This is a genomic window from Pantoea sp. Taur (assembly GCF_009830025.1).
Classification (GTDB): domain Bacteria; phylum Pseudomonadota; class Gammaproteobacteria; order Enterobacterales; family Enterobacteriaceae; genus Pantoea; species Pantoea communis.
The window spans coordinates 1-16,398 of record NZ_SZZZ01000036.1 but is presented as its reverse complement, the minus strand read 5'-3'; the positions used below and the strand labels follow the sequence as shown (position 1 = coordinate 16,398).

General features: G+C 57.4%; 16 protein-coding genes and 1 pseudogene. 3 read left to right on the top strand and 14 right to left on the bottom strand.

The genetic code is table 11. From position 1 onward, the window contains the following. Positions 1-368: 368 nt before the first annotated feature. From FD744_RS24530 to argH, 7 genes are read right to left on the bottom strand one after another with little or no spacing between them, the layout of a single operon-like run. A complete protein-coding gene (locus FD744_RS24530) occupies positions 369-1,730 on the bottom strand; it encodes an MmgE/PrpD family protein (RefSeq protein ID WP_160869898.1) in 1,362 nt (453 codons plus the stop codon). Further along, positions 1,714-2,601, bottom strand: coding sequence for a polysaccharide deacetylase (locus FD744_RS24525; RefSeq protein ID WP_160869896.1), 888 nt, complete (start codon positions 2,599-2,601; stop codon positions 1,714-1,716). The genes FD744_RS24530 and FD744_RS24525 overlap by 17 nt, the downstream gene beginning before the upstream one ends. Continuing rightward, positions 2,594-3,439: a polysaccharide deacetylase gene (locus FD744_RS24520; RefSeq protein ID WP_034820981.1), complete on the bottom strand. Its 846-nt coding sequence runs from the start codon at positions 3,437-3,439 to the stop codon at positions 2,594-2,596. Before FD744_RS24520 ends, FD744_RS24525 begins: the two co-directional genes overlap by 8 nt. Positions 3,440-3,451: 12 nt before the next feature. Next, positions 3,452-4,273, bottom strand: coding sequence for an ABC transporter substrate-binding protein (locus tag FD744_RS24515; RefSeq protein WP_160869894.1), 822 nt, complete (start codon positions 4,271-4,273; stop codon positions 3,452-3,454). Positions 4,274-4,292: 19 nt separating this feature from the next. Then, entirely contained in the window at positions 4,293-5,057 is a 765-nt protein-coding gene (locus FD744_RS24510; protein WP_034820986.1) for an amino acid ABC transporter ATP-binding protein, read from the bottom strand. Positions 5,058-5,070: 13 nt separating this feature from the next. Beyond that, positions 5,071-5,949 (bottom strand): amino acid ABC transporter permease, encoded by an 879-nt coding sequence (locus FD744_RS24505; RefSeq protein ID WP_160832550.1) that lies wholly within the window; start codon positions 5,947-5,949, stop codon positions 5,071-5,073. Positions 5,950-5,959: 10 nt separating this feature from the next. Continuing rightward, complete coding sequence (argH, locus tag FD744_RS24500; protein ID WP_160832551.1) at positions 5,960-7,387, bottom strand: argininosuccinate lyase; 1,428 nt, start codon at positions 7,385-7,387, stop codon at positions 5,960-5,962. A 157-nt stretch (positions 7,388-7,544) separates the two neighbouring features. Between argH and FD744_RS24495 the strand changes: the two genes are divergently transcribed. Beyond that, entirely contained in the window at positions 7,545-8,516 is a 972-nt protein-coding gene (locus FD744_RS24495; protein ID WP_160869892.1) for a LysR family transcriptional regulator, read from the top strand. A 10-nt stretch (positions 8,517-8,526) separates the two neighbouring features. On the opposite strand, the gene FD744_RS24490 is transcribed toward FD744_RS24495, so the two are convergent. Then, positions 8,527-9,045, bottom strand: a complete 519-nt coding sequence (locus FD744_RS24490) for a GNAT family N-acetyltransferase (protein ID WP_160869890.1) — start codon at positions 9,043-9,045, stop codon at positions 8,527-8,529. Beyond that, complete coding sequence (locus FD744_RS24485) at positions 9,042-9,605, bottom strand: helix-turn-helix domain-containing protein (RefSeq protein ID WP_058961578.1); 564 nt, start codon at positions 9,603-9,605, stop codon at positions 9,042-9,044. The genes FD744_RS24490 and FD744_RS24485 overlap by 4 nt, the downstream gene beginning before the upstream one ends. Before the next feature lie 151 nt (positions 9,606-9,756). Between FD744_RS24485 and FD744_RS24480 the strand changes: the two genes are divergently transcribed. Continuing rightward, positions 9,757-10,491: a MerR family transcriptional regulator gene (locus FD744_RS24480; protein ID WP_058961622.1), complete on the top strand. Its 735-nt coding sequence runs from the start codon at positions 9,757-9,759 to the stop codon at positions 10,489-10,491. 171 nt (positions 10,492-10,662) lie between these two features. On the opposite strand, the gene FD744_RS24475 is transcribed toward FD744_RS24480, so the two are convergent. From FD744_RS24475 to FD744_RS24460, 4 genes are read right to left on the bottom strand one after another with little or no spacing between them, the layout of a single operon-like run. Further along, on the bottom strand, positions 10,663-11,394 hold the full coding sequence (locus FD744_RS24475; RefSeq protein WP_160869888.1) for an ABC transporter permease: 732 nt from the start codon (positions 11,392-11,394) through the stop codon (positions 10,663-10,665). Next, a complete protein-coding gene (locus FD744_RS24470; RefSeq protein ID WP_058961580.1) occupies positions 11,394-12,329 on the bottom strand; it encodes an ABC transporter ATP-binding protein in 936 nt (311 codons plus the stop codon). The genes FD744_RS24475 and FD744_RS24470 overlap by 1 nt, the downstream gene beginning before the upstream one ends. Continuing rightward, a complete protein-coding gene (locus FD744_RS24465; RefSeq protein ID WP_160869886.1) occupies positions 12,322-13,485 on the bottom strand; it encodes an ABC transporter permease in 1,164 nt (387 codons plus the stop codon). Before FD744_RS24465 ends, FD744_RS24470 begins: the two co-directional genes overlap by 8 nt. A 3-nt stretch (positions 13,486-13,488) precedes the next feature. Further along, positions 13,489-14,397 (bottom strand): ABC transporter substrate-binding protein, encoded by a 909-nt coding sequence (locus tag FD744_RS24460; protein ID WP_160869884.1) that lies wholly within the window; start codon positions 14,395-14,397, stop codon positions 13,489-13,491. A gap of 217 nt (positions 14,398-14,614) precedes the next feature. Between FD744_RS24460 and FD744_RS24455 the strand changes: the two genes are divergently transcribed. Next, positions 14,615-16,081, top strand: coding sequence for an MFS transporter (locus FD744_RS24455; protein WP_160869882.1), 1,467 nt, complete (start codon positions 14,615-14,617; stop codon positions 16,079-16,081). Between the two features lie 36 nt (positions 16,082-16,117). Here the strand turns inward: FD744_RS24455 and FD744_RS25740 are convergent. After that, positions 16,118-16,398, bottom strand: a pseudogene (locus tag FD744_RS25740) (IS4 family transposase); the annotation flags it as partial.

Here is a 16,398-nt window from a genome sequence, read left to right as displayed (position 1 = left end):
CTGGCGTGAAAGGTGAAACAGGGGAGCTAAGCTGCGGGACAAGGTCTTACCTTAATGGACGCGTCAGATTCACCCTGTTTCAGGTGAAGGTAGCTAACCATCACCTACTGCAGGATTCAAGATACAAGGACGCGGGCGAAAGGCGGGGCGGCACATGGATGTGCCATCCCCCGCCGTTCCGTCAGGCAGACGAACGAAGTGAGGGGACCGCGTCAGCGGCGCGAGGACGCCAGCGCCAAAGCGCCCCCAGCCTGCGTCACCGCCTATTAGTAACAGCAGCGCCTGAAAATTAAATTGCGGAGATAAAAATTAATCTGCATACCCAAGGCACTGCGACAGGTTTAGGTGCAAATTTTTACACCTACACCCTATGCACGAGCCAACAACGCCACCACTTCCTGCACATCCGCGACGTCATCCAACTCCATGCAAATCGCTTCCAGCTGTTCAACCTGCTCAACCGGCAACACGCGCCCCGCTAAGCTACGGTATTTAGCCAGCAGCGCCTCAAGACTTAGCGGATTAGCCGGCGCACCAGACGGTACCGGCACATGCTGCTGCCACTGCTCGCTCTGCTGGGTTTCAATCCGCACCCACGGCTCGTCGTCACGCCCCTGCTGCTCATCAATCACCAGCTCAATCCTCGCCATAAAGGCTTCCACATTTGGATGCAGACGTTTGGCATCATCGTAGCTGGCCAGCTCGGCGGAACCGTACAGCGCACGCGCCACCAGTGCATACGGCAAACTCATCTGTGCACTTGCCAGGCTCTGAAGCTCACGTCCGCCACACATCTCCAGCAGGAACGGATTTAATCCCACCAGGATACGTTCAATCTGTGCAGGCTGTACCGAATGCTGCGTCAGCATCAGGTTCAAGGCATCCACCGCAGAATGCGTCCCACGACAAGCGGCATACGGCTTGATCGAACAGCGCGCCAGTTTCCACACCACGCCAAGATCAGCAGTCAAAGCTGCAGGTTGCTGCGTCTCAGCGGCCAGGGTTTGCAGGAATCCACCCCACTTCGCTTCAAATACCGCCGAGGGTCCGTTGATACCGCGCTGCGCCAACAAGGCCGCCTGCACGCCACCTTCAGCTGCACGTGCGGCATGCAGCTTTTTGGTGTGCGAGCCGTCGTGAATAAATCCCCACAGCCCACCGCTAAAGCTGGCGGCAATGCCCATGGCCGACGCGCACTGCTCGCGATCCAGCAGCAGCAGTGAACACACCGCCGCTGCGGCACCAAACACGCCACAGCTGGCGGTGGAGTGCCAACCTGCGCCGTTATGCGCAGAGTAGCCGCCGCAAGCTTCCAGCACCCGGCGTCCGACGTCATAACCGATCACCATCGCCACCAGCAGCGCCTGGCCGTCAACCGGCTGCGTCGCCAAAGGCAGTGCCGCCAGAATAGCAGGAATAACCACCGCGCCAGAGTGATCGCAACCACCGGTATCATCCAGCTCATACATATGCGCAGCCACGCCGTTGAGCCATGCCGCCTGGCGTGGACTCACCTGCTTTGCACTTCCCCATACTTGTGCCTGCTGATGCCCACCTTCTGCGAGCGCCAATGACAAACACTCGCGCCAGATAGGACTGTCGCTGCCCGCCAGTGACGCCCCGAGCGTATCCAGCAGATGGCGCTTCGCCTGCTCTACCAGCGCGTCAGGCAACTGTTCAAAACGGGTGTCGGCGATAAATGCCGCCAGTTGTTCAAGCGTCGAGGTCATGCGCACCTCCCGTGATGCGGGTAAACACTTCTGCCGGATGGGAAAAATCATTGTCCGGCTGCGTTTGCCAATGCGCCGCCACCTGCTCCGCCGTGGCGATCCACACATTGTGCTGTTGCAGCGTCTCGATCAGTTCACGCAGCAAGCCGATGCGCCCGGCAGTGCCGATAATTTCCGGATGCAGGCGCAGCAGATAACACAGGCCAAAGCGGTGGAAGCCGTGGAAGTCTTGTGTCATGTTCGCCAGCGTTTCGGCATAAGGTGCAATCCGCGACTGCCCCGGTGGGATGGCCGGGCTCAGGTTAAAGGCAAAATAGGGTTCATCTTCCAGCGTGTAGTGCATTGGCAATTCCACCAGCCGCGTGCCGGGATGGAAGTAGGGCTGATCGTCGCCGCGCCAGCTTGATGACCAGCGAATACCCTGCTCCACCAGCGCTTCCGTCAGGCCCGGTTTCCACTGTCCTGCTGGGGTGCGGAAACCCTGAATCGGTTTGCCGGTAAACTGTGCCAGCTGGTCGCAGCCGCGCGTCACGCTGGCGATCTGCTGCTCCAGCGACAACGCCGAGAAGTCTTCATGGCGCTCGCCGCTACAGGCAATTTCATGCCCATCGGCCACGATGCGTTTAATCAGCTCCGGTTGCTCTGTCGCCACAATTGCCGGTAAACACCAGCTGGCTTGCAGCTGTTTTTCTGCCAGCAGTGCCAGCAAGCGATCCACGCCACGCAGGGTGCCATAGCGCCATACCGACAGGGTTTTATCGCGTCCGGCGACGGCAGGTGCCTGGGTCAAAATACCGTGGATATCATTGAAATCGATAGTCAAAACGGCGGCGGACTGGAAGCCCAGCGGCCAGCGGGAAGATTCAGTCATGCTGTTGCTCCTGCAGATACCACTGCGCCACCGCATCACAGCGCGCAAACCACACATCGTCACGCGCCGTCATATGTTCAAACAACTGCTCCAGCAGCAGGATACGTCCCGGCTGGCCGGAAATTTTCGGGTGGAACAAGGTGGTCAGGCACAGGCCTTCATCCATTGCGCCGTCGAATTCGCGCTGCCAGTTATCACGGGTATGCGCATAGCTGGCAATACGATCGCCGCCTTTCGGGAAGTCAGGCTGGCGCGTATAGGCCAGCGAGGCGTAATCATCCATCTCCCACTTACCGGGGATCTCGACCAGCGGCGTGTGACCCGCCACCGGGATGCTGTAAGGACGATCGTCGCCGCGCATGCTGCTGGAATAAATCACCCCAGCATCACGCAGAATTTGTGGCGTTTCGGCATGCCAGTCACCTGACGGCGTGCGGAAACCGCAGGCGGTGATGCCCAAATGCTGTTTAAAGATTTCAGCGGATTTCGCCATCACGGCACGCTGTTCATCCGGCGAAATCGCCCAGAAAGATTCGTGACGATAGCCGTGATAGGCCACTTCGTGGCCCTGTTCGATAATCGCCTGACACTGCTGCGGCCACTGTTCCACCACCCACGCCGGCACAAAAAATGTGGCGGGAATCTGGAAAGCGCGCAGCAGGTCGAGCAATCGCCCGAGCGCACGGTACGGCCCATACGCACCAAAGGTGAAATATTCTGGCGTTGACCACAGGCTGCCATTCAACATGGCATCGCCGGTGGGACCATCAAGGTCAAACGCCAGCGCCATACAGCCGCGTTTCCCCTGCGGCCAGCGCACTGCGCCCGGTTGTTGCATCGCTACGCTCCTTTAGCCCTGGTTCACGGTCGCCTGAGTCACGCCATTGTCAGCCAGACCCCATTTCGCGAGGATCTTCTGGTAGCTGCCATCGGCAATCATCGCGTCAATCGCTGCCTGAATAGCTGTGGTCAATTCACCTGCATCTTTACCAATTGCCATGCCGGTGTACTGGAAGGAGAAGGCTTTATCGAGCGGCTTATACTTTCCTTTCTCAAGATCCATGATGTACGGCAGCGTTTCGCTCCCCTGCACTACACCATCCAGACGGTTCTGACGCAGCTGGGTACGCGCATCCGCCGTCCCTTCAGCGCCAACGACGATGATGGCTGGCTTACCGGCGGCTTCACAGTGCGCTTTAGACCAGTTGGCAATCTCTACCGGGAAAGTAGTACGACGGCTGGTGCCAACCTTCTTACCGCACAGATCCATCGCGCTGTTGATGTCGCTGCGAGCGGCCTGGGTGTAGAACTGCGGACCGGTTTTGAAGTAGTCGATAAAGTTCACCACCTTCTGGCGCTCTTTGGTGTCGGTCATGCCGGACATCACCAAATCAACACGCTTGGTCACCACCGCGTTCACCATCTGCTCAAAGGCGATCTCCTGCCAGTTGATCTTCACACCCAGCTTCGCACCGATCGCCTGACCGAGATCGTAATCCACGCCGGTGAGTTGGTTGGTGGCCGGATCTTTAAAATCCATTGGCGGATAGTTCGGCATGATCGCCACAGTCAGGCCTTTCTCTTTAATAGCCGCTGGTACGGCGATATCCGCCCAGGCAGAAGATTGCAGTAACAGCGCGGCACTGATGGCACTCAATAACAGTTTTTTCATGTTTTTCACCCCGGTCACGTTAAAGAAGAATCGCGTTAATAAAGTTTTTCATCCGTGGGTTTTGCGGGTTCAGCAGAATGTCTTCTGGTGCGCCCTGCTCGATAATGCGTCCCTCGTCCATAAACACCACCTGATTGGCCACTTCACGGGCAAAGCCCATCTCGTGAGTGACCACCAGCATGGTGGTGCCCTCTTTTGCTAACTGGCGCATCACCGCCAGCACTTCGCCAACCATCTCCGGATCCAGCGCCGAAGTGGGTTCGTCAAACAGCATCAGTTTCGGTTTCATCGCCAGCGCACGGGCAATCGCCACACGCTGCTGCTGCCCGCCAGACAGTGACTGCGGATAGTCGTGCGCTTTGTGCGCCAGACCGACGCGATCCAGCAGCGCCATCGCCTCTTCACTGGCTTCGCGTTTTGGACGCAGCAGGACGCGGCACGGCCCTTCGATAATGTTCTCCAGCGCGGTTTTGTGCGGGAACAGGTTAAAGCGCTGGAACACCATGCCGGTTTGCAGACGCTGGCGAGCAATTTGCTTATCGCTCAGTGCATGCAGTTTGTTGCCCGCAATGCGATAGCCCGCTAATTCGTTGTCAACCCAAATGCCACCCTGATCGACCTTCTCCAGCTGGTTAATGCAGCGCAGGAAGGTACTTTTACCGGAGCCGGATGGCCCGAGAATGCACATCACCTCGCCGTAATTCACTTCGAGGCTGACATCCTTCAGCGCATGGAACTGGTCGAAATATTTGTTCACCTTGACGGCGCGCACGATGTTTCTCATCTCTCTCTCCCAATTACTGACGCTGGCGGTGGCCGCGTGAGAAGAAGCGCTCAAGGCGACTCTGACCAAACGACAGCACAGTGACGATGATCAGGTACCAGATGCCCGCTACGAACAGCAGCTCCATCACGCGCGCATTGGCGAAGTAGATGGTCTGCGTGTTGTAGAGCAGTTCGGAGTACTGGATCATGCTGGCCAGACTGGTGGTTTTGATCATGCTGATGAATTCGTTACCTACCGGCGGCAAAATCACGCGCATCGCCTGCGGCAAAATGATGCGCTGCAGCGCTTGCAGACGCGGCATGCCAATCGCTTTCGCCGCTTCATATTGGCCAGTATCCACGGACAGCAAACCGGCGCGCACCACTTCGGAGGTGTAAGCCCCCTGGTTGATGCTCAGACCCAGCAGTGCCGCGAGGAACGGCGTCATGATGGTGACGGTTTGCACGCTGAACACGCCGGGAATACTGATGGTGGGAAACACCAGCGCGAGGTTGAACCACAGCAGCAGTTGCAGAATCAGCGGCGTGCCACGGAAGATCCAGGCGTAACCCACGGCGATGTAGTGCAGCACCGGATTGGGCGACATGTACATGATCGCGGTGATCACGCCGAACAGGATGCCGAGTCCCATCGCCAGCACCGACATAATCAGCGTGTTCACCACGCCGTTAAGGATTGCCTGGGCAGTAAAGAACTGGCCGACAAACGACCATTCAATGTTGCCGTGGGCGAAGGCGTTGACCAGCAATGCCAGCAGTACCAGGATCACCGCTGAAGCCGTGATGCGGCCGTAATAGCGACGTGGCACCACCTGATAGCGATCCAGATCGTAATGCATCTGCTCGCGGCTATTTTTCAAGCTGGGTTCAACCGGAGTGGATTGGGACATAGACGTCTCCTCAGGCGCGCGGGCCAGCGTAATCTTCAGTCCAGCGCTGCTGGTCCTGCATCAGGATTTGCAAACGCGCGAGCTGTTCGCGCACGCGTGCCGGTGCAGTGCCGCCATAGCCACTGCGGGCAGCCAGTGCCGCTTCCAGCGTCAGGGCACTGCGCACTTCTGGCGTTAAGCGTGCATCGACAGCTTGCAACTGCGCATCGCTCAGGTCGGACAGGCCGCAATTTTCGCGTTCACACAGTTGCACCAGCTGACCGGTGATTTCATGGGCTTCACGGAACGGCACGCCGCGCATCGCCAGCCAGTCGGCCACTTCGGTGGCCAGAGTGAAACCGTCCGGTGCCTGTTCGCGCATGACGTCGGTGTTGAATTTCAGCGTCGACATCATGCCAGCCATAGCAGGCAGCACCAGCAGCAGGGTATCCACGGCATCAATCACGTTGCGTTTGTCATCGCTCAGGTCGCGGTTGTAGGAGAGCGGCATGGCTTTCATGGTGGTGAGCAGTGCCATCAGGTTGCCGACCAGACGACCAGAACGACCACGTGTCAGTTCGGCAATGTCCGGGTTTTTCTTCTGCGGCATGATTGAGCTGCCGGTAGCATAGCTGTCATGCAACTCCACCCAGCGGAACTGGCGCGAAGCCCACATGCACACTTCTTCGCACAGGCGCGACAGGTTGATACCGATCATGCTGGTGACGAACAGGAATTCTGCGGCGTAATCGCGGCTGGCCACCGCATCAATCGAGTTTTCGCACGGTGCGAGGTAAGCCAGGTCTTCAGCGGCTTTTTCCGGCTGGCGCGCAATCGCCGATCCGGCCATCGCTGCGGCACCGAGTGGGCAGCGCGCGCTGCGGCGATCCCAGTCCTGCATGCGCTCAATGTCGCGGGCAAAAGATTGTGCATGAGCCAGCAGTTGATGACCGAACACAATCGGCTGTGCCTGCTGTAAATGGGTAAAGCCTGGCGCCACGCTTTCGGTGTGCTGTGCGGCTTGCTCGACCAGAGATTGCTGCAGAGCCAGTAAAGCACTCACGACTTTGCGGCCGTTGTCTCGCAGGTAGAGGCGCAAATCGTTGACGGTCTGATCGTTACGCGAACGGCCGGCGCGCAGTTTGCCGCCCAATGGTCCTAAGCGCTCGGTCAGTGCGCGTTCAATGAAAGTGTGCACATCTTCGTCAGCCGCAATCGGATGCAGATTACCCGCACGATAATCGGCATCCAGCGCATCAATCGCCGCCAGCATGGTATGGAGTTCTTCACTGCTTAGCAGATCGCCGCGTGCCAGCTCACGGGCATGTGCCCGGCAGCCTGCTAAATCGTAAGGTGCCAGGGCAAAGTAATAATCCGGGCTGCGCGACAGCGCGGTTAAACTGGCCGCCGGTGCCGCTTTAAAACGCGCGCCCCATAACAGTTCGGCATTATCAGACATGCTATTTCCCCTTACAGATACTCGTCAGCGATATGGAAAAGATATGAATAAACCAGAGGTGATAATAAAAACTTATTTCACACTCACACTGGTAAATACGTCATATTTCAGGTTCACTATACTTTCACCGCAATTATTCCGGAGTTGAATAGCAAAGATGGAAAGTAAAGTTTCCCAGTCTGGAAACAATGCAAATAATCGCGGCGACAATGCGGTTCTGGCACTGAGTAATATCGACTTAAAATTGCTTCGCGTATTTAAATGCGTGGTGGAAGCCGGGGGATTAACCGCTGCCAGCAATGAACTGAATATTGGTTTAGCCGCCATCAGTAAGCAGGTTTCCGATCTGGAGATTCGTCTCGGCATGACGTTATGCAGCCGTGGGCGCGAAGGCTTTGAACTGACGCAGTACGGCATTAATGTCTATCAGGCCACACTGGAGCTGTTCGTCTCCCTGAATCTGTTCCGCGAACGTCTGCATAACAGCCGCAATGAGTTGCTGGGTGACATCGCGATTTGCGTGGTGGATAACACCATTTCTGATCCGCACTCCCCGGTCACCGCGGCGGTGCAACAGTTGCACCAGAAAGCACCAAAGGTGCAGATTCGCTTACAGACTGCGCAATTAGATGATATTGAACGCGGGATGAGTGAAGGCCGTTTTCATTGTGGCATTGCGCCGGTTTATGAAATGAAAAGTGAGTTTGATTACTTCCCGCTTTATAAAGAATATTCGAAATTATATTGCTCCATGTCACATCCTTTATATTCTGGATCTTGTGATAAGAATATATCGGTGGAAATATTACGTGAGCAGAAAATCATTAATCATTTATATGTGACGCCGCGCGATGACCGCCGCCTCATTCCATTACAGGACAGCGGTGCGCAGGCGGTGCAAGTGGAATCCGTCGCCATGCTGATTTTAACCGGGCACTTTATTGGTTATTTACCCGAGCACTATGCCGCGCCCTTTATTGCACGGGGGCAGCTTTGTGAGTTAGGTGATGAATCGGTACGTCGGGAAAATCCGTTCTGCCTGATGATGAAAAAAGGCCGAAAAATTAATCCGATTATCCGGCTGTTCATGCAATCACTGGGCCTGGCCGAGGCCGAAGAGGCGCACTAAGTTGGTGCAATCACCCCACCACTTTATACATCACCGTGGTGGCATCTAACGCCCCTTCCGTCGATTCAGCGTACAACGGAATGGAGCCCGCGATTTGCCAGTCCAGCGATAGATAGAGATCCGTGGCCACATCGCCGCTGCGCGTATCCAGCACCAGCAGCGTTTTGCCCTGTTCAACCGCGAGTTGCTCAGCCTGCTGCATCAGTCGACGCGCGATTCCCTGGCGACGAGCAGAAGGATGCACCAGCAATTTACTGATCTCCGCGCGATGACGCCCATTCGGCATGGCGCTAAACCCGACCATTACCGTCGCAACAATCACACCCTGCTGCCGCGCCACCAGCAGCTGATTATCGCCGCTTGCCAGGCTGTAGATTTTATCCTGCCAGAAGCGTTCCATCGCTGCGCGATCGTCGGCATCAATAAAACCGACGCTGGCCCCGTCCGCCACGCAACCCTGCAGCACCTCGGTCAACGCGGCTAGCAGGGGCTGTGCCTGAGTGGCACTTAACTGTTCAATTTCAATCATGGTTTGCACACCACCAGAATGTAACGTGCGCCGCCTTCAGGATGCGCCTGGAATGATGATTTGCCGGTCAGATGAAAACGCAGGCAATCCCCCGCCTGCAGCGTCCAGCGCTGATCGTCCATGGTGAACGTCAGCTCGCCGGATTGCAGCCAGATATGCTGTTCCAGCCCCTGTACTGGCGGTGCGTCATAATCGATACGCGCACCGGGTTGCAACACGCTCTCAACCAGCTCGGCCTTGAAATGGCTGGCGGGCGGCGAGACACTGCGACGCAGATAACCGCTGGCATCGTCGCGCCAAACACTCTGATCACTCGCTTTCAGCAGCAGCGCCGCCTCCTCTTCCACTTCACTGAGCAACCGTGACATGGTTAAGCCATAGGCCACACACAGCCGGTTAAGCAAAGCGGCAGTGGGGCTGGTCTCCGCCCGTTCAATGCGCGACAATGAAGCCCGGCTGATGCCGGTAGCCATCGCCAGTTCGTCCAGTGACCAGCCACGTTGCACCCGCAATTCGGCTAATCGTGCGGCCAGTCGATCTTCGGTATCCGGTACAGACATGTTCACCTCTCATTTATGGGAAATAAATCTCACAAATGAGATATCACCTGATATTGCGCAAAACGTCAAGTTGTACAGAAACAAAAGAGTTGTACAACATAAGCGCGGCGGTTAAGGTGTTGTAATGCAGGTCAGAATTTTCGAGGACGCCATGGCCTTATACAGTATCGGCGATGTTGCCGAACGCTGTGGAATCAACCCGGTAACACTACGCGCCTGGCAGCGCCGTTACGGTTTATTAAAACCCCAGCGTACAGAAGGCGGTCATCGCCAGTTTGATGATGAAGATGTTCAGCGCATTGAGGAGATCAAGCGTTGGATAGAAAGCGGTGTGCCTGTTGGCAAGGTGAAAGCCCTGCTGGAAGGCCAAACCGTTAATGTGCACGATGGCTGGACCGCGCTGCAGGAAGAGCTGATGAGCGTGCTGCGTCACGTTCGTCCGGCTAAATTGCGCACCAAAATTGCCACCATTGGTCGCGAACATCCGGTGGATGCGCTGATCGATCACGTGTTTGTTCCCGTGCGCCAGCGCCTGGGACTGGATCAGCACACCGCCCGTACCATGTGCAGCCTGCTGGATGGCGCGCTGATTGATTACGTGGCGTTTTGCCTGGCGGGCGGCCGTAAAAAAGCCGGCAAAGATGCATTGATGATTGGCTGGGGCGTGGAAGATCGCACTCGCCTGTGGCTGGAAGCCTGGCGCTTGTCGCAGCAGGGCTGGCGTATGGATGTCTTAGCCGAGCCGCTGGATATGCCGCGTCCTGAGCTGTTCCCTGGTCAGAATCTGTTTATCTGGACCGGTAAAAAACCGACGCGTCGGCAACTGGAGCAGTTTGAACACTGGCAGGCACAAGGGTTTGCCACTCATATTCACGATCCCGCCTGACAAAAAATCGCACACACGGCCTTTGCCTCGCCGGGTGTGCGCGTTATCATGCCGCACTCCATGACTCTTCTCAGGTTTCTCTTATGAACTGGAATAAAATTCTCATTGGCTCCCTGTTTGCCGTGATGGCCATTGGTGGCATGGGTGGCATGATGCTGGTGGGCTACAGCCTTATCCTTCCCAGCCACTGAGTTGACGTTGCACGCGTTCTAACACGCGGTCGCAAATCAGTGCCAACAGGGCGACCAGCAGCGCCCCCTGAATCACATAGGCGGTGTTAAAGCCGCTCAGTCCGATAATCACCGGCGATCCCAGGCTTTCTGCGCCCACTGTCGACGCGATGGTCGCGGTGCCGATGCTGATCATCACCGAGGTACGCACGCCTGCCATGATCACCGGTGCGGCCAGCGCCAGCTCAATCTGCCATAAGCGCCGCCATGGCCCCATGCCCAGCCCTACGGCAATTTCCCGGTTGCTGTCCGGCACGCTGTCTAAACCTGCCAGCGTTCCCTGTAAAATCGGCAACAGCCCGTAAAGAAACAGCGCTATGATGGCCGGTGTCGCGCCAAAGCCCATCACCGGCACGGCTATCGCCAGCACCGCTACCGGCGGAAAGGTCTGCCCCGCTGCCGCCAGCGTCTCCAGTAACGGCCTGAATGCCCGCCCGGCGCGTCGCGTCGTAAAAACACCACTGCCTACGCCAAAAATAATCGCCAGTGCGCTGCCGCTGATCACCAATGACAGATGTGCGAGGGCCAGCCGCCAGAAGCTCTCTTGCTGATACAACGGACGTTCCAGCTGCGGGAACCAGTGGGCAAACAGCGGTCCGCTGTGCGGCAACCCCCACAGCAGCAGCAGAAACACCGCCAGCAGCCAGTACAGTGGATCGCGCCAGACACGCATCAGATCGCCTCCCGCTGGCGCAGCAGATCGCTGAAGTGCAGGACACCCAACGGCTGTTGATGTTGATCGATCACCGGCAGTTTGTCGGTGCGCCGAGCGATAAACTGTGACAGCGCCTCGCGCAGCGTCAGGTGCGCGGCTATTGGCTCACCGTCCAGCCACTCGCCGCGCCGCGCGGCGCTGCCAGCACGCCCCAATGCCAGCAGTCGCACGCCAAGCTCGCTGCGGCCAAAGAATTCGCGGGCGAAATCCGTGGCAGGCTGCGTCAGCAACTCAATCGGCTTGCCCTGCTGCACGATTTCACCACCGTCCATCAGCACCAGTTGATCCGCCAGCGTCAGCGCTTCGTCGATGTCGTGCGTCACCAGCACCACCGTGCGTCCTGACAGCTTCTGAATACGCAGCATCTCTTGTTGCAGCGCCTGACGGTTCACCGGATCGAGCGCACCGAAGGGCTCATCCATCAGCAACAATTCGGGATCGGCAGCCAGCGCGCGCGCCACGCCAACCCGCTGCTGTTGTCCGCCGGAAAGTTGATGGGGAAAACGCGTCGCCAGATGCGTATCCAGATTGAGCAGCGCCAGCAGCTCCTCTACGCGCTGTTGAATTTTTGCCTGCGGCCAGCCGAGCAGTGACGGCACGGTAGCGATATTCTTTGCCACGTTCCAGTGCGGGAACAGGCCAATCGACTGGATGGCATAGCCAATACGCCGCCGCAGCGCACGTGCATCCATGCGTTCAATCGGTTCACCGGCAAAGCGGATTTCGCCGCTGTCATGCTCCACCAGCCGGTTGATCATTTTCAGCGTGGTGGATTTGCCCGAGCCGGAGGTGCCGATCAGCACGGTGAAACTGCCCTTCTCAATATGCAAAGTGAGATCGCGCACCGCTGCTTTGCCCGCAAACATTTTGCTTACCTGGTGAAACTCAATCATCGGTTCTCTCCAGCAGTGCCGACAGTAAACGCAATGCGGCATCAAACACCACCGCCAGCGCCACCACCGGAATCACGCCCAGCAACACCAAATCCAGTGCGCTACTGAGTAATCCCTGAAATACAATGGCGCCAAAGCCACCGGCACCAATCAGCGCCGCCACCACCGCCAGTCCAATGGTTTGCACCACCACCACACGCAAGCCCGAAAGCCACACCGGCAGCGCCAGCGGGAGTTCGGCGTGCCAGAACTGTTGCAGTGCACTCATGCCCATACCGCGTGCGGTTTCGCGCACCTCCTGCGGCACCTGCTGCAACCCCGCCACCACGCTGCGCACCAGTGGCAGCAGCGCATACAGCACCAGCGCAATCAGCGCCGGAGCCAGACCAATACCGCTGATGCCCCAACTTGCCAGCACCGGGAAGTGAGCCACCAGCCCCGCCAGCGGCGCAATCAGCAAACCAAACAACGCCACAGAAGGCACCGTCTGAATCAGGTTGAGTACGCTGAAGGCGGCACTTTGCCAGCGCGATCGCCGGGCAATCGCTAATCCCAGCGGTAAGCCTATCAACAACGTGGGGAGTAATGTGCCGCCCAGCAACAGCAGATGCTGGCTAAAGGCCGCATCAAACACCGCCGTGCGGTTGGCATACTCTTTCATCAGGGAGAGGTGGTCGAGGTGACCGCTGAGCAATAACAGCAGCGGAACAATCCAGATTTGCAGATTCAGCAGGATACGCCACGGGGTACTGGTTGTGAGCTGGCGGATAGCCTCAGCGGCCAGCAATAACGCCAGCGCCGCCGCACACCATAAACCACTGCCAAAGGCCGTTCGTGCCAGCGGGCTACCGTCAGTGGCCAGCTGTGCCGCCGTGTGCCCGCCAATAAAGATCAGCAGCGCAAACAGAATCTCAGCGTCCAGCAATGCCATCACCAGATTGCGACGCCGTGGCTTCCACCATAACCCTTGCCATAACCAGAGTAATGGCAGCAGCAAGAGCCAGGATTGCGCCACTTGCCATAACATCAGCGGCTGGCCGGACACCAGACGGTTGGCGGCGAAACTGAGTAACGGCAAGGTAGCCAGAGCCAGCGTGATCAGCAGCGTTAACACCAGCAGCACCGGCTGCTGGCGCGGTCTGAGTAACAACGACACCGCTTACAGCAACTTATTCTGCTGTAGCCACTGCTTCGCCACCTGGCTGGCATCCTGACCGTCAACCGCAATCTGCGCATTGAGCTGTTGCAGGGTTTTCTCATCCAGCTTACTGAACACCGGCTGCAACCAGTTGCCGATCTCCGGATACTGTTTCAGCACGCTTTCCCGAATCACTGGCGCAGGGGCATAAATTGGCTGCACGCCTTTGGGATCGGTCAGCGTTTGCAAACCGAGCGCCGCCACCGGGCCATCGGTGCCATAGGCCATGGCTGCGTTGACGCCAGAGGTTTGCTGTGCCGCCGCTTTGATGGTTACCGCCGTATCACCGCCCGCCAGCGACAGTAGCTGTGACTGATCCAGCTTGAAGTTGTAGGCTTTTTCAAATGCCGGTAGCGCATCGCTGCGTTCGATAAATTCCGCCGACGCCGCCAGTTTGAAGGTGCCGCCCTTTTTCAGGTAGGCGCTGAGATCGTCGAGGGAGTTAAGGTTATTTTTCTTTGCCACATCGCCGCGCACCGCGATGGTCCAGGTATTGTTGGCGGGCGCAGGGGTTAACCACACCAGATGATTTTTATCCGCATCGAGCTTTTTCACCTTCTCATAGCCCTGCTGCGCATTTTTCCAGGCCGTGTCTTTCTCATCGTTAAAGAAGAACGCGCCATTACCGGTGTATTCCGGATAAATATCCAACTCGCCCGCAGTGATGGCCCCGCGTACCACCTGGGTGGTGCCGAGCTGGACTTTGTTGACAGTTTTTACCCCGTGTTTGTCCAGCACCTGCAGGATGATATTGCCCAGCAGCGAACCTTCGGTATCAATCTTTGAACCGACCTTAACCGGATCGGCCGCATTTGCAGCGCCCACACTCATCGCTAATGCGATCATCCCCCATAAACCCTGCTTAATCATGCCGCTGTCCTCTGCTTATATTTCAGTCTGTGACTATCAAGCGTAGCCTGGCGAAACAGGATGGGGGCGGTCAAGCGCCTCAGTTCGAGCTTTTTCTGCTATTTAACGCACATTGCTTATAACCCATTCGCAGGACATATAACCAAATGGAATTTTTATTGGGTATCAGTAGGCTTATTCTCATAGGCCCACTCTTTACAATAAAATACATAACATCATGTCCGATTTAGCTTCTCCGGCGCACGTCGCGCTGGCAGGGAATACGCCGACTGGCGAAACCAAATGGATTCGCAGCGCGGCTGACGTATCGAATCTCGTGAACAACAGCAACGAGTCTCGCAGCAATGCGCGCATCGTGGTGGCCATCGCCCTCGGCGGTGTGTTCCTCGATGCCTACGACCTCGGCGCACTGGCCTTTGGTATCAAAGATGTCACGCGCGAATTTAACCTGACGCCGACCGGCACCGGGATGGTGGCCTCCGCGATTACCTTCGGCGCGATTGTGGGTGCGCTGATTGGCGGTTATCTCACCGATAAAATTGGCCGCTACCGCGTGTTTATGGCGGATATGTTCTTTTTTGTGATTGCCGCCCTCGCCTGCGCCTTTGCCCCTAACGAATATGTGTTGGGCGGTGCGCGCTTTGTGATGGGGCTTGGTGTTGGCATCGATTTGCCAGTCGCCATGGCGTTTCTTGCCGAGTTTTCTAAACTGCGCGGGCAAGGGAATAAGGCCGCCAGCGTGGCAATGTGGTGTCCCACCTGGTATGCGGCAATCAGTATTTCCTATCTGCTGGTGCTGCTGCTGTATGCGGTGCTGCCGGAAAGTCACACCGACTGGTTGTGGCGACTGATCCTCGGCTTCGGCGCGGTACCTGCGCTGCTGATTATTGCCATTCGCAGCCGTTATATGAGTGAGTCTCCAGTGTGGGCGGCCAATCAGGGCAACCTGCACGGCGCCGCGCAGATCCTGCAGCGCTCCTACAACATTAATGCCCATGTCGCGGAAGATGCCGAACTGACGCAGGCCAAGCCGGTGCGCAAAGCCAGCTGGCGTAACTATGGCGCGCTGCTACAGGGGGTTTATCGTCGTCGTACTATTCTGGCGACCGTCACCTCCATCGCCTCTTCGTTCGCCTACAACGCGGTGGCCTTTGGCCTGCCGGTGATCATCTCCAGCTTCTTTGCGCAATCGATGCTGACGACCATTCTGGTGTCGCTGGCATTGAACCTGCTGTTTGCCTTTGTCGGAGGTTTGCTGGCGGTGCGTCTGGTGCCACGCCTCGGCGCGTGGAAAATGTCGGTGGCGGGTTACAGCTGTCAGTGCATTGCCCTTCTGGGGTTAGCGCTGATTGGTCGCCCGGAAGGCGGTGAACAAGCGGCACTGGCGATTGCGATGCTGGCGCTGTTCCTGTTTGGTCAGGGGTTCGGTCCGGGCTCACACACCATGACCTTTGCCTCGCTGAGCTACCCTGCTTCACTGCGCGGCGTGGGGGTTGGTTTTAACCAGACGCTGATGCGCGGCAGTTCAACCGTGTCGCTGTTCCTGTTCCCACTGCTGGTGGCGGCATTCGGCACCGGCGTGTTCTGGGTGATTTTCCTCGCGCCGCTGATTGGCTTGCTGGCGCTGCTGGCGATCCGCTGGGAGCCCTCAGGCTACGATGTGGATGCGGAAGACTTCACTTAAGACAACAACGCCCCGTTAAGGGGTAATGCCAGTCAGTTAAGCCTGACTGGCATTTTTTCTTCTGGCTGTCGGATATTTATAGGGCCTCTCTTTCACCACCCTTGGGAACGAACGCTCCCGTCGTCCCGGTAGTCTGACCATCTCTGCTATCGAACTTACGTCCTTTACCAGTTCCGGGATACGCCCAGGTGAAGCGCCTTCAAGTGTCCAGAGCAGTTTCATCACCCACGCTGTCGATTCCCTGAAGCTGAGCTGGTTAGGCCAGTATCCCTTCAGCGTTGAGGCCATTCTTATCATCTGATATCTCACCAGATTGT